Source organism: Stieleria sp. JC731 (genome assembly GCF_020966635.1).
Classification (GTDB): Bacteria; Planctomycetota; Planctomycetia; order Pirellulales; family Pirellulaceae; genus Stieleria.
The window spans coordinates 1,296,156-1,310,841 of sequence record NZ_JAJKFQ010000005.1; the positions used below are offsets into that span (position 1 = coordinate 1,296,156).

Below are 14,686 nucleotides of genomic sequence, written 5' to 3' on the forward strand. Positions count from 1 at the left end.
TTTTAGACCCCACCATGCAAATTCGCACGCTGTTGCTGTTGTTTTCTCTCGCCGGAATCTCTTGTTTTGCCGGTGAGAATTGGCCGGAATATCGTGGGCCACGCGGCAATGGCATCGCTCAGTCTGGGACGCTTCCCGATCGGATCGACCAATCGGTGGTTCGATGGCAAACGCCGATCCATGGGAAAGGATGGTCGTCACCGGTCGTTTGGGACGATCAGATCTGGTTGACGACAGCGACCGAAGACGGAAAGCAAATGTCGGTCATCTGTGTCGAACGGGCGAGCGGAAAGATTGTCCATGACAAAGTATTGTTGCAAAACGACGAGCCAGCGTTCTGTCATCCGATGAACAGCTATGCTTCGCCGACGCCAGTGATCGAAGATGGGCGTGTTTACGTGCACTTCGGCGCGTACTTGACCGCATGTTTGGACACCGAGACTGCAGACATCATCTGGAAACGCACTGACCTACAGTGTGATCATCACCGTGGCCCCGCGTCCTCACCCATTCTGTATGACAACAAGTTGTTTGTCGCCTATGACGGTTTCGATGTTCAATTCGTGATCGCGTTTGACAAGTCGACCGGAGAGACAGTCTGGGAACACAAGCGTGAAATCGACTACGGGACCGACAATGGGGATTTGAAAAAGGCCTATGGCACAGGACAGGTGATCGAAGTCGACGGTCAGGCCGCGTTGGTTTACCCAAGTGCAATTGCGACGGAGGCATACGATCCAAAAGACGGAACACCGTTATGGACGGTCTACCACGGTGGCATGAACGCCTCGGTTCGTCCGATCCTTGACGACGGACTGTTGTTCTTGACTAACGGGATGGGATCGATGGTCGCCGTGAATCCAAAAGGCCACGGGAATATTACCGATAGCCAAGTCCAGTGGAGTTCACGCAAAGCGGTTGCGAAGAAGTCGTCACCGCTGGTCATCGACGGCATTCTTTATATGACTAGCGATGACGGAATCGTTTCGGCGCGAGAGACCCAAACGGGAGATCTTCTTTGGCAGAAACGCGCGGGCGGTGCATTCGCCGCGTCACCGGTTTTCGCCGATGGCAAGATCTATGCGATGAATACCGACGGGGAGACGTTCGTATTCCTGCCTGGCAAAGATTACCAACTCGTGTCACAAGGCCAACTCGGTGACGGGTACATGGCGTCACCTGCGGTTGTCGGTAGCGAGTTGATCTTGCGCAGCAAGTCAATGCTGTACAGCGTTAGCGAATCGGCTAAGTGAATGCTTAAGCGATATCCACAGTCGGTCGAAAGCGACCGATTGAAAAAACTCGATCCCAGTCAGCTTCTTGGCAACCGGCTGGCAATCACTATGCGGCGCGTCGATAGTTGTTCTGACTTGGTTCGATGTGTTCACCGAGCGAATCAATTTCGAGCCGCAGTAGTGATTGAACAACTTTCGATGCTGTAGGGCGGTGCTCGGGATGCTCCTCAGCCATCTGTTCGACCAGTTCGCAGACAGGACTCAACAAAAGCTCGTTCGCAGTGTCGACGTTTGCAAGCCAGTCCCAAAGGATACGTCCGGCGGCATAGATGTCGCTTGCTTGGCTGGCGGCGGACGGATTGGTTAGCAATTCCGGAGAGGCATAGGCTGGGGTTCCGCGAAATGGCGCAGACTGATCGAGAGTGCCACGGAAAGCGAATCCCAAATCCAATAGTGTTAAATGGCCGTTGGTAGAGAGGATCAGATTGGTCGGTTTCACATCGCCATGGACCCATCCTGATTTGTGCATACATTCCAGTGCTTGGCACATTTGGCGTACAAACCAAAGGGCGACCGGAAGCGGACGACGTGGGCCACGTTGCAGATTGGATTGCATCGAGTCACCGACAATGCGTGGCATCACCAAGTACGCAGTTGCCGAACGAGCATCGCCATCCAAGACAGTGACAAGATTTGGATGCGAAAGTGATGCGGCAGCAATAATGCTGCGAGCGATACCCTGGCGAGCTTCTTCGTTCTTCGCAACTTTAATTGCATAGTCCCAACGAGGACTTCCCGCGGCGTCAATCGGTTGTGCCCGAAAGACAGCGTTTTCGTTGCCTTCATGAATGAGCTGACCTAAACGCCAGATTCCAAGTTGGCTAGGCAACGACTGCTGTAATTGACGATTGGGCATCGGAGTCTCGACAGAGGAGGCAGAAAAATGGAAGCAGACTTCCAAAGATCGTTCATCGGCCAATCGCGACCATCGCTACCGATTGCCATTTACAATCCGAAAACTCGATTTGTCTTGCCTAAACTCTCTCTTTGCCGTTTGACCTTCGATTGGCCGCGATTGAACGCAAATCTGGCTAGCTAGTGAAACGTTGAAGCCTTTGACGATGCGGTAAATGCATGGGGTTTGGCGACAGAGCGCCTTTTGTTTCCAAGTTCAATCGTGGCACCACATTGGGTAGAATGGGCTGAAGCACATCGGTTTTCTTCGATGTCTCCTACCTCTGGCGCAATTCTCACCATGCCAAAACAAAGATCTTCGCAAGCGAGTCGACGTTCCATTCTTCGTGCCGCAGGGATCACGGTTGCGCTGCCGGCCTTCGATTCGCTTCGAAAGCCAGCTTCGGCGACTGAGAACTTGAATGCTCCTGACGATCAGTCAGCTGCGAGAAACATGGTTTGCATTGGCAACATGCTCGGTTTTTATCCCGGTGCGTTTTGGCCCAGTGAGAACAGCGATGGAAAAACGGGCGGACATAAACTGTCGCCGACGTTGCAGTCACTTCAGTCGCATTTGTCCGACGTGACCATCATCGGTGGACTTGATCATGGACTCAAAGGTGGGCACTTTGCGATTCATGGGTTCCTAAGTGGGATCAAGCATGCCGATGCGAAAACAATGCCCGACGGCAATATCTCGGTTGATCAATTTGCGGCTGAACGAGTGGCTGGCCAAACTCGATTTTCATCGTTGACCGTCGGAAGTGATTCGGGGATCCATGGCGGTTGCCAGATGTCATGGAGTCGTGCGGGGACGCGGGTGCCACCGATTACCGGACCGCGTGAATTGTTTGAAAAGCTTTTCGTAGGAATCAAAGCATCTGACAAGCAACAGGCAGACGACCGCTACCGATTGAAGCAATCGATTTTGGACAGCGTCAATGGCGACGCAAAATCAGTCGCGAAAGATTTGAACGCTCGTGATCGGCAAAAGTTGGATGAGTATTTCACTTCGATTCGAGAAGTTGAAAAGCGATTGAGCAACCAACAGAGTTGGGTGGATGTGCCAAAGCCCGATGCTCCATTCGACGCGCCACGCAATACGAATATGGTCGACGATTTGCCAATGTTGTATGACTTGATCGCGATGGCACTGCAGACCAGGTCTACTCGGATTGCGACCTTGGAGATTGGCGGTGATTTTGAAGCTCGGGACTTCGGCTTCAAGTCCGGTTATCACGCGCTTTCGCATCACGGTCAACGCGAAGACGCCATTGCGGCGTTGAAAGTGATTGATGCTTATCAAGTCGAGCAGTTTTCGAAATTCTTAGACAAGCTGAAATCCTTCGAGACGGAGCATTCAAATCTGCTGGATCAGACAACGGTTCTGTTCGGTAGTGGAATGGGGAACGCGAACTCCCATACCAATTCGAACTTGCCGATCGTGCTCGCCGGTGGCGGATTCCGCCATCAAAGTTTCCTGACGTTTGATGAGAAGAATCAGCATCGCCCGCCATTGACCAATTTGTTCGTTTCGATGTTACAACGATTCGGTATTGAAACCGAAAGCTTTGCAACCAGCACGGGAACCTTGACCGGATTGGAGTTGGTTTGATGAAGAACCAACCAACCAGAGCTAGCCTGCTTCTCGCGTCGATCGTCTGCTTGATGGTTTCGGGGCAGGTTTTCGCGGAATCGAAATCGGATATCGAATCGGCTGGCAGATTCTTGACGACTTATTGTGTCGATTGCCATACCGGCGATGACGCCAGCGGTGAACGTGATCTCGAATCGCTTTCATTGAATTCCGATAGCGAAGACTCGTTGATACTAACTCAAGAAATCATCGATCAACTGACGCTCGGTGCGATGCCTCCGCCGGATGCGGACCAACCAGATTCTGCGCAGATACAACGGGCAATCGAACAGCTCACCGCTAACCTGAGAACACATCGCGTTGCGAAGTCCAGTACTGGAGGGCAAACCGTTCTGCGCCGGCTATCGCAGCGTGAGTACTTGGAAACGATTGGAGACTTGTTTGACATGGACATGTCCATGTTCGACCCGACGACAAAGTTTCCGCGTGATAGTACGGTCGAGCATCTGGACAACATCGGTGATTCCTTGGTTATGTCCAGCTACCTGCTGGAGCAATACCTTGATGCTGCGGATGCCATTGTGGAAAAAGCCTTCCGCGAACGGGCCAAACCTGCCGAGCAATCCTGGCATTTCAAAGGTCGCTTCCCGACTCAGCCAGAATTGTCAATCGCGCATCGAAGGGCATTCAACTATCGGTACATGTGTTTGTACGACTGCCCGTTGGCAGATAAGCCAGAAGGCGCGTACGGTTCGATCAAGGAATTTGAACACGGGGTGCCCTATGATGGGATCTACGAAATTAAAGTGCTCGCCCAAGCGTTGCACCACGACAGCCCCTATGACCCGGAACAGTTAAAAATTGATTTGTCGGAACCATTCCGAATGGGGATCCGTCCAGGCAATCACGAAGTTGGTGAGCTACACGTCGTCCAACCGATCCAGCCTTTGTTGGCCGAAACGATTATCGATGAAGGTGATCCACAGTGGTATACGCTTCGCGTTTTTCTTGATCGCGGATTCACACCACGATTCACTTTCGAAAATGGCATGAACGGGATGCGAAATCTACACACCCGTTTTCACCGCATTTACAACAACACGCTGCCAAAAGAAGCTCGTGGCGGAGCCGGTATTGTCGTTGGTCGAAATGCGATGCTGAAACATGGCAAGATGCCGCAAATTCGAATTCATGAAATCGCCATCCGCGGGCCGTTAATCGATCAATGGCCGCAGCAGACTCGAGACCAATTGCTTCCGTCAGGCGAAATTTCTGAAGCGGAAGTCGAGTCAGTGATTCGGCGTTTTGCCGGACGCGCGTTTCGTCGGCCGGTGCGAGATGATGAGGTTGATCGCCTGCTGGCAATTTATCAGTCACGCCGAGATCAAGGACGATCCTTGGTCGATGCGATTAAGGACAGCTACAAAGCCGCGTTGTGCTCTCCTTCGTTTCTGTATTTCCATCCGGAGTGTGAACCGGGAACTGACCGTTTGCAGCAACACGCTCTCGCGGAACGCTTGGCTTACTTTTTGACCAGCTCGATGCCGGATGAACGTTTGCGATCATTGGCCGATGACGGAAAGCTTGATTCAGAAACACTGCTCGCCGAAACTAGGCGTCTTATGGCTGGCGAAAAGTTTTCGCGTATGATTGAAGGCTTTACCGATTCTTGGCTCGGTTTGCGAGCGTTGGGAGAGATGCCTCCGGATCGAGGGAAGTTCTGGGAATACTATGCCCGCGGATTGGAAGTCGAGATGAAGCGGGAATCACAGCTGTTCCTAGCCAATCTGATCGAGCATGATCTTCCGCTGACAGATTGTTTGGATGCCGACTATTCGTTTGTAAACCGTGACTTGGCCAAGCTCTACGGTGTCGAATCCCAAGTCAAACCGGACGACGCGGTTCGATTTCGGCAAGTCAATTTCGAAGACGCGAAGCGAGGCGGAATTCTTGGTCATGCGAGTGTGCTGACTGTCTCGGCCAATGGGATCGAGACCTCGCCAGTGATTCGCGGGGTTTGGATGCTTGAGAACGTTCTCGGCACGCCCCCGCCCCCACCCCCGGATGACGTGCCGGCGATCGATCCGGATGTCCGTGGGGCGAAGGGAATCAAGGATCTGTTGGAAAAACACCGGACACTGGACACCTGCAATCAGTGTCATCGCAAAATCGATCCTCTCGGGTTCGCCTTGGAATGCTTCGATCCGATCGGACAGGTCCGCTATCGCTATCCGAACCGGACCGACATTGATACGTCCGGGCAACTACCTGGGGGCAAGTCCTTTGAAGGTCCCGCAGGGCTAAAAGAATCGCTGTTGGAACGCAAAGAATTCTTTGCAAGGGCGTTTACCAACAAGCTATTTGCGTATGCGATTGGCCGCCGAATGGAGCCCTCGGATCGTTGGGCGATCGACCAGCTGCTGTCGGATCTCGAAGATCAAAATTATCCGACGAGAACGTTGGTTGAGCGTGTTGTTGCCAGCGAACTGTTTACTCGCCGATGATTCATCACCACTGCCCTGACGAAGCACTAGCGACGGTTATTTGATCACGATGTCATAATTTCCGTCATTCCGCTTCCTATTTCGCGTCTCGCGACGACGGGTTAGGTTGACTTTGACGGCGATCAGCGGACTACCTGAAGCGATTGCGTCAAGTTTCCCGACGAAGATTGGTGACGACTTATGTCCACACCAATCCTAGCCCAGTCGCGACGGTGAATGGTGTGGCATCACACCGGAAGAATGATGAAACGGATTTCATTGCTCGCATTCATCGCGGCCCAGGCAATACACCCCTTTGCTTTCGCGGATGAACCGCTGCCCCCCTATCGTACGCCAGTCACGCTCGCTTCTGCACTACAGCAAGACCCAACCACATTGCCCGAGGTCGAAGTACGTCCCGGCGAACTGGAGTCGAACGCAGATGACTCGGTTGATTCCTCATCCGACAGTTCCGCTTCGATCGGTAACTTTCCGGCGGAGTCCGGACAATTCTCATCCGCCTCGGGAAGCTTCAATAGCGATGCACCGTTCAGCGAATCGTTTGATTCGTTGACCGATCAGGTGTTCGGGCGTTCGATGAGCAATCCGACAGGCCTGAACAGTATCGCCCGCAATGAAGCGAGCCTGTTCGAATCGACTCGGATGGGATCGATCGTCGATCGCGATGCGTTGGATCGACGGCAAGCGACAACGATGTATCGAGCGCTGCAAAACGAAGTCGGCGTGATGTTGCAGCAAACGGGCAACGGACAATTGTCGCCCTTCATCCGAGGGCTCACCGGGCAGCAGGTGCTGATCCTGGTTGACGGCATTCGAATGAATACCAGCATCCTTCGTCCGGGGCCCAACCAATACGCCGCGACAATCGATCCCGGATCCATTGATCATATCGAAGTGATCCGTGGTGCGGAGTCCGCCTTATGGGGAAGCGACGCGATCGGTGGTGTGATCAACGTCGTCACTCGATCTGCGGATCCGCTGCGTGGCAACTACCTCAGCCCGCTCTTCACCCAGACCTACAGCACTGCTGAAGCATCATCGTACACGAGGACCGGTTTTGGTGGCTGGTATGGCGCGACTGGGATTACCGGCGGTATCTCGTATTTGGATGTCGGCGAGCTTGACCGAGGAGGTGACCTCGGTCGCCAGCCCGGGACGGACTACAAACAATTCTCTGGAGACTTGAAGATCCAGCGCATGCTGACAGAGAACCACCTTTTCACGTTCGCGATGCAACACTTCGAGCAATACGATTTGGGGCGCAGTGATCGGTTCTTACCATTCGTGCTTGGCCCGGCTAGCAACGGAAGTGTGCCGACACAGCGTCCGACGTACTTCGATCCGCAACAGCGTGATTTGATTTACGGGCGTTTGGAAGGTCTTCTTCCTGACGATGTGCCCCTCGCCGATACCTACTCGGTCACCCTGTCCGGTTCGCGCACCAAGGAAGCTTCGATCGTCGATCGCTACACGGGAAACGATCCCAGCGACACGATCAGTCGACGTGAAATCGGCGAGTTTGATGACTTGGGTTGGGGCACGACCGTGTCGTTTGGCAAGGATCTAAATGACTATGGAAAGTTGACCTACGGGATGGACTATTACAACGAGTCCATCAATGCCGAACGTGTTCGCATCGATAACCCGCTATCCCCAGGTGCAACGCCGACACCGACCGATCCCCAGTATCCCGACGATTCGAAGGCCGACCGCGTTGGTGTTTATAGTTCCTGGTTCGTTCCCTTGACAGATCGCTTGGACGCGACGACCTCGGTTCGATACGAGAATATCAATGTGTCGGGAACACCAGATTTCGATACGATTGGCCCAACCTACTTTCAGCGCACCTACCAGGATTGGATTGCCAGTATCGGTTTGGGGTACAACCTGACTGACGACGTGCGACTGGTGGGCGGGTACTATGAAGGATTCCGTGCCCCGACAATCGACGATCTGACCGCGAACAAGACCTTCTTGCAAAATGGTCAGTCGGTGCCATTGGTCGGCAACTTGAATGTCGAACCAGAACATACCAAGACATACGAAGTCGGCTTGAAGTTCAACTATGATCGGCTGCGGTTGCAGGTGACTGAGTTCTGGACGGACTTCGATAGTTTCATCTCGCGAGAAGTGATCGGCGGATCACGATTCCTCACCAACCAAGAAGCCTACCTAAACGGGACGGAACTGGCGGGGCAGTACTTGCTTCACGACAACCTCGCGCTCTATGGGAACTTCTACTATACCTATGGAACGGTAACGACGACGGGCGATTTCATCTCTCGCGTGCCACCGACTCAAGGTGTTTTGGGGCTGCGGATGACTGAGCCTTCGAACAATTCGTACATCGACGTCTTTACCTGGATGGTCGATCGTGCGGATCGATATAGCGATTCGAATTTGGGTGACGTTCGCTTTATTGCTGGTGGTACACCTGGCTACGCGACGCTAAACCTGCGAACCGGACGCAGCTTCGGGGCATGCAACCAGCACCAAGTTTCACTGTCGCTTGAAAACATCACTGACAAGTATTTTCGCGTACTCGGAAGCGGTGTCGATGGGCCCGGATTTAACGCCGTGTTCGGATACCAGTACTCACTGTAGGCCCAATGGGATTCCATCTTGATGATGGGATCCCGGATACATACGCGGCGGCCCTCCATGGGCCGCCGGTTAGCGAGGTTTGCTCATCATCAAACGATAGCAGCCTGATCCCAGTAAGTCGTCGACTCGGGTACGCATTTCTGGCGTGACGTGAACTTTCATGCTTGATTTCAAGTGAACGGTTTCACCTTCGATCAGTCGCATACTAAAGAGTAATTCTTGATTGCCGGGGTAGCCTCGCAGGATCTCACGAAGCAGCTTTAAGGTTTGCGCTTCGTGCTTTTCTTCGTCGAGGCGGATCCGCATTCCGTGCGTATAGCGATTGTCCAGATCATCGATCGGGATCAGTTCATCGATGATCAGGTTGGCTTCGTCACCACCGCCACGCCGGTCAAGCTTTCCTTTGGCTAAGACGACGCCATCGGGAATGACTTTCTCACCATGGTCAGCAAAACCACGCGGCCATAGGATGCAGCGAATCGCTCCGTTCATGTCTTCCAAGTCGAAGTTCGCATACTTGGACGGTTGACCGGGTTTGGGATTCTTGGTGTGCGCGATTTTGACGGAACTGATCATGCCACCCAAGATGACTTCGCCACGATCCTGGATGTCGCCAAGACCGTCGGTTTGATGAGTCCGGAAGGTTGCCAGTCGAGGTTCGAATTCGGCCAGCGGGTGTGAGTCGAGGTAGTAACCGAGAACCTCTTTTTCGTTGATCAGCTTTTCACGATCGGGCCATTCGTCCATCTCTGGCAGCGTCGGAGCGACTTGCTCAGCCTCCTGGTCTTCAAATGCACCAAACAAGCTTGCTTGGCCGCTTCGTTTATCCGCTTGGACGGCGATACCGGCTTGGATCGCTTTCTCGATCACCGAGAAAAGCTGGCTTCGTTTGGCACCAAAGCAGTCCATCGCACCTGCTTTGACCAACGTTTCGATCGCGGACTTGTTACAAGCTTGGGGATCGACACGTTCGCAGAAATCAAAGATGTCTTTGTAAGGGCCGTTCCGTTTGCGTTCTTGTTCAATCGAAATCGCGGTTGAACCGCCGCAAGATTTGATCGCCGAGAGTGCAAAGTGGATTCGCCCGTCGGCAACGCTAAAGTCGGCATCGGAATGATTGATACACGCCGGAACGACTTCGATGCCCATCCGGTCACAGTCTTCCATGTGTTCGATGAGAGCGTCTTTTCGCTTGAAGTTACGCCCATCGATATCGCTGCACAGCAGCGACGCCATGAACTCCACCGGATAGTGTGTTTTGAGGTAAGCCGTTTGATAGGCGACAAGTGCGTACGCGGTACTGTGCGACTTGTTAAAGCCATAGCCGGCGAACTTGACGATCAGATTCCAAATGTCTTCGGCGTCTTTTTGCGCCAGGCCGCTTTCGACCGCGCCTTTGAGAAAGACCTCTTGGTTCTGGTTGATCAGGGCTTCTTTCTTTTTACTGATCGCCTTGATACAGGTATACGCTTTAGCGAGCGGTACTCCACCCAAGCGGTTTAGAATCCGCATCACCTGTTCCTGGTAAACCATCACACTGTTGGTTTCCGACAGGATGTCTTCCAGAACCGGGTGTTTGTATTCGGCTTCCTGACGACCGTGTTTAATGTTGACGTAGTCATCAACCATCCCGCCTTCAAGCGGACCGGGACGATACAACGCGGCGGTCGCGATAATGTCGTGGAAGCAGTCAGGCTTCATCCGGGTCAGCAGGTCTCGAATGCCTCCCGATTCCAGCTGGAATACACCTTTCGTTTCGCCACGTTGCAGCAACGCATAGGTTTCTTTGTCGTCGAGCGGGAACTTCAAAGGGTCGATCGTTTTGCCGGTGGTTTGCTTGACCAAAATCACCGACCGGCTGAGCATCGTCAGGTTACGAAGCCCCAAGAAGTCCATCTTCAACAGACCACTCGCTTCGACGTCACCCATCGACCACTGGGTGATCACGTCTTGCTTTCCGGGGACACGTGTCAAAGGCACGTATTCAGATAGTGCTTTGTCAGCGATCACAACCGCAGCGGCGTGTGTTCCGACGTTTCTGGCAAGACCTTCGATCTTCATCGCGAGGTCCAGCAACTCGCGGATTTCAGGATCGCCGTCGTAGGTCTGTTTTAGGTCCGCACTCTTTTCCAGCGACTTCGCAATCGTGATTTTTAGCTCGTCGGGAACCATTTCGGTGATCTGGTTCACGCGTGCGAGCGGAATGCCTAAGGCTCGACCGGTATCCTTGATCGCCGCACGTGCGGCCAAGGTACCGAACGTTCCGATCTGGCAGACGTTGTCGCTACCGTATCGCTGCTTGACGTATTCGATGACTTCGCCGCGACGCTCCTTTTCAAAGTCGATATCGATATCGGGCGGCTCGGTTCGACTTTCATCAAGAAACCGCTCAAACAGCAAGTCGTATCGCAACGGGCAGACGTGCGACATGTAGAGCGCATAACACACCAACGCGCCCACACCGCTACCCCGAGCCGTCGCGGAGATACCGTTGTTACGAGCGTGGATCACGAAGTCCCAGACGATCAAAAAGTACGTCGGGTAATTCAGTTTCTCGATGACGCCCAATTCGCGATTCAGTCGCGCGATGACTTCTTCGGAAAGCTCGCCATTGACGATTCGTTCGTCATCGCCTTCATAACGTTCCATCAAGCCTTCGATGCAAAGCTTTCGCAGATAATCGATCGGCTTCAGTTCGTCGGGGCATTCAAAGTTCGGGAAGTAGTACTTGCCCAACTGAAGGTCGATATCGACCGTGTCAGCGATCTCTTGGCTACGAGCAACCGCGTCTTCCATCTTGGGGAAGTGCTCGTACATTTGATCGGGACTACGAAGGAAGAACTGATCGTTCTCCATTTTCATCCGCGACGTATCGGTACGGAAACGACCCGTGTTGATGCACAACATGATGTCTTGTGCTTCCGCGTCTTCCTGATTGACGTAGTGGCAATCGCTGGTCGCGACGAGCGGTAAACCCATCTTGTTTGCGATGTCGACAGCGCCTTCCAACTGCATGCGTTGGATGTCCAGACCGTTGTTCATCACTTCGATGAAATAGCGGTCATCGAAGACGCCTTTGAACCAACTGGCGATGCCCATCGCCTCTTGTATGGCTTCTTCCGTGTCGGTGCCTTTCATGACCGCACGGCTGAATTCGCTACTAACGCACCCGGAAAGACAGATCAGCCCCTCGTTGTACGTTTCTAGGATCTCTTTATCGATCCGCGGTTTGAAGTAGAAACCTTCCAGCGAAGCGGCACTTGCCAGCTTGATCAGGTTCTTAAAACCGGTGCGGTTTTTGGCGAGCAGTGTTAGGTGGTAGCTCGCATCTTTACTGCTGCCGGCGCCGCCTTTGTCAAAACGGCTTCCCGGAGCGATGTAGGCTTCGTACCCAATGATCGGGTTGATGCCCGCCCCTTTACACGTTCGGTAGAACTCAAGCGCACCGTGAAGGTTCCCGTGGTCGGTCAGCGCCAGTGCGTTCATGCCATGGTCGACGGCGCGATTGACCAATCGCTTAATGTCACTGGCACCGTCAAGCAAGCTGTAGTGGCTATGGCAGTGAAGGTGAACGAATGGTCGAACGTTCGCTGATTCCGTGACAAGATCCGACATGGTGAAGGCGGTCCTCCTTGCAGGTGATTCCGTGCGGTTGAAGCGGTCTCACCATCGTATCACAGCGACGGGAATGATAGCAGTGATACTGTGACGAATTCGGAGCGTCACCAACTGCGATAGCTGCGTTCTGGAGAATCTGTGCGGGGCGTGAATCTTCGACCAAACGTAGAAGCAACGGTTCTTATCGAAGGCCGCTAATACGTCGCGACAGATGCAGCACCCGATCGAATGCCACGGTAGGTTTCGCACCCACCGGGGCATCTCGATGCGGTTTGAAGCCGACTTTTAGTATCGGCTAGTGCTTCGTTCCAACTCGATTTTAGGATTAGCGTATGGCGTTAGCCACGGTTGCAAGTGTGAGAACCGCGGCTAACGCCGTGCGGCTGATAGGGCGACAAGCCTACTCGATTTTAGGATTCGCCGAATGGCGTTAGCCACGGTTTCATTGCAATAACCGGGGATAACGCCGTCGGCTGATGACCCGAACCCGTATTTTCATACGGAACGAAGCACTAGTTGAGGCTTTCGCTGATCACTTCGCCGGAAGCACGTGTGCCTAAAGCTCCCCACAAACCATAGGGGCTTTGAGAGCCCACCGATGAGTGTCCCGTTCCGCCGCTCCAGACGTTGGTGTCGTGGATGTCACCAGCCTCGATGGAGTCGGTCAGAAATGTGATCGAGCCGTCACCTAGCATCACATGCACGCCACCAATATGGCGGCTACTCGGTGGGGCAACACCCATCGACGAGGCGTCGCCGTTGGCATCACCACCAAGGCAAAGCTCTTTGTTGGGTGGCAAGATCGTGTTCATCCCGGTGAAGGATGTGCCGCCGGAAGCCCAGCGGAATCCACGGCCCGCATCAAGCGAAGCCAGGGTGGGGGCCGTCCCATAGGAACCGTCTGACCAAAACGATGGTCGCTCTGGGTTCAAGTAGTTTTGGTGTTGGCAATGATCGGGTTCGTCACGGATTTCTTCGGATTCGTTTTGAATCGCTGCGATCGTTCGCTTGTCGTGGTCGCCAAGGTCGGTCGTGATTTCACCGGCGAAGATCGTGTTTGACAATCCATCCAGGATATCCCGGAAACGCATCGTTCGGCGGGCGACGAATGGCCCACGACAACTGGAAATCGTTTCGGTCGCGACGGCATTTGAAATCGGAACCAGGACAAAGTTGTTTTGCTGAAAGTTGCCCTGGTCCATCATCCATGCCGAATCGCCCAAGCAAGTTGCATAGTTTGTTCGCCCGAAGGCTGGAATTCCCACACCAGGATCACTGGGGCATCGCATGGTCGGGATCTCGGTCCGCCAAGGTGGATAGCTTGCTTGCGATGTTCGCGGGCCCATCGGAGGCCATGCTGGTGAGCGGCGAACATCCGAGTCATAGAGCTTCGTGTTGGGATTGGAGATCTGGTCCCACAAGCCTTGTTGTTCCATGAACGGTGTGATGCCGACCCACACCGACAGGTCCATTCGGTTGTCACGGTCATTGGTTCCGTCGGATCCGTTGGACCAAGTACCGCCCTTGTAAACGGGCAGCTTTTTGTAGGCCGAGTGGTAGTTGTGCAGGGCCAATCCGAGTTGCTTGAAGTTGTTGCTGCAACTCATTCGGCGGGCGGCTTCGCGAGCAGCCTGAACGGCTGGCAAAAGCAGTCCGACCAAGATTCCAATAATCGCGATGACCACCAGCAATTCAACGAGGGTGAACGCTTGGCGGGACAAACGCGAATTGGGGCTGGGAAATTGAGATGATGCTGAGAGTGGATAATTGCGGCGCATGATGAATGGATTTTGGCGAATTGATTTAGGAAGGCTGCAAGAATTCGCCGCAGAGCGAGAGTTGACCAGGCTCGTTCGCACGAAAGGAAATGCAGCAGAAGGATGCCAAACGCGTTCCGACGGACCCGAAAGGTCAGGCCTGGATCAGCGTTCACATCAATGGGCTTAGAAATCAACTACGCTGCAGGAGGTCCGCGTGCATTCGGGACAGACGCGAATTCCTTCTGATGAAGACAATCACTAACCAACTGGATCGATTCGAACGCATGGATCGTTTCGACATTCGCCGGGGGGAAATCAACTGATCCGCTCGCAAACGCCATGGTTTGGCAAATCGAACATCGATCGCCGTGATGGTGCTTGGAGCCCTCTGGCGACTGCCTATTGTCGGTTTGT

Annotated in this window: 7 protein-coding genes; 4 read left to right on the forward strand and 3 right to left on the reverse strand. The window is 53.6% G+C overall.

Annotation, left to right across the window (positions count from 1 at the left end; translation table 11 throughout):
- Positions 1-14 precede the first annotated feature (14 nt).
- Positions 15-1,253, forward strand: coding sequence for a PQQ-binding-like beta-propeller repeat protein (locus LOC67_RS15605; protein ID WP_230263542.1), 1,239 nt, complete (start codon positions 15-17; stop codon positions 1,251-1,253).
- A gap of 88 nt (positions 1,254-1,341) precedes the next feature.
- On the opposite strand, the gene LOC67_RS15610 is transcribed toward LOC67_RS15605, so the two are convergent.
- Positions 1,342-2,151: a serine/threonine protein kinase gene (locus tag LOC67_RS15610; protein ID WP_230263543.1), complete on the reverse strand. Its 810-nt coding sequence runs from the start codon at positions 2,149-2,151 to the stop codon at positions 1,342-1,344.
- A 339-nt stretch (positions 2,152-2,490) separates the two neighbouring features.
- Between LOC67_RS15610 and LOC67_RS15615 the strand changes: the two genes are divergently transcribed.
- From LOC67_RS15615 to LOC67_RS15625, 3 genes are all read left to right on the forward strand, one after another.
- Positions 2,491-3,804 carry a DUF1552 domain-containing protein gene (locus tag LOC67_RS15615; protein ID WP_230263544.1) on the forward strand — a complete coding sequence of 438 codons (1,314 nt, stop codon included), beginning with the start codon at positions 2,491-2,493 and terminating at the stop codon, positions 3,802-3,804.
- The gene (locus LOC67_RS15620; protein WP_230263545.1) at positions 3,804-6,290 is read left to right on the forward strand and encodes a DUF1592 domain-containing protein; all 2,487 of its coding nucleotides are present in this window, start codon (positions 3,804-3,806) and stop codon (positions 6,288-6,290) included. Before LOC67_RS15615 ends, LOC67_RS15620 begins: the two co-directional genes overlap by 1 nt.
- A gap of 240 nt (positions 6,291-6,530) precedes the next feature.
- Positions 6,531-8,894, forward strand: a complete 2,364-nt coding sequence (locus tag LOC67_RS15625) for a TonB-dependent receptor plug domain-containing protein (RefSeq protein WP_230263546.1) — start codon at positions 6,531-6,533, stop codon at positions 8,892-8,894.
- 69 nt (positions 8,895-8,963) lie between these two features.
- Here the strand turns inward: LOC67_RS15625 and dnaE are convergent, their stop codons facing one another.
- Both dnaE and LOC67_RS15635 read right to left on the reverse strand, forming a co-directional pair.
- The gene (gene dnaE, locus LOC67_RS15630) at positions 8,964-12,509 is read right to left on the reverse strand and encodes a DNA polymerase III subunit alpha (RefSeq protein WP_230263547.1); all 3,546 of its coding nucleotides are present in this window, start codon (positions 12,507-12,509) and stop codon (positions 8,964-8,966) included.
- A gap of 515 nt (positions 12,510-13,024) precedes the next feature.
- Positions 13,025-14,290: a DUF1559 domain-containing protein gene (locus LOC67_RS15635; protein ID WP_230263548.1), complete on the reverse strand. Its 1,266-nt coding sequence runs from the start codon at positions 14,288-14,290 to the stop codon at positions 13,025-13,027.
- Positions 14,291-14,686 lie beyond the last annotated feature (396 nt).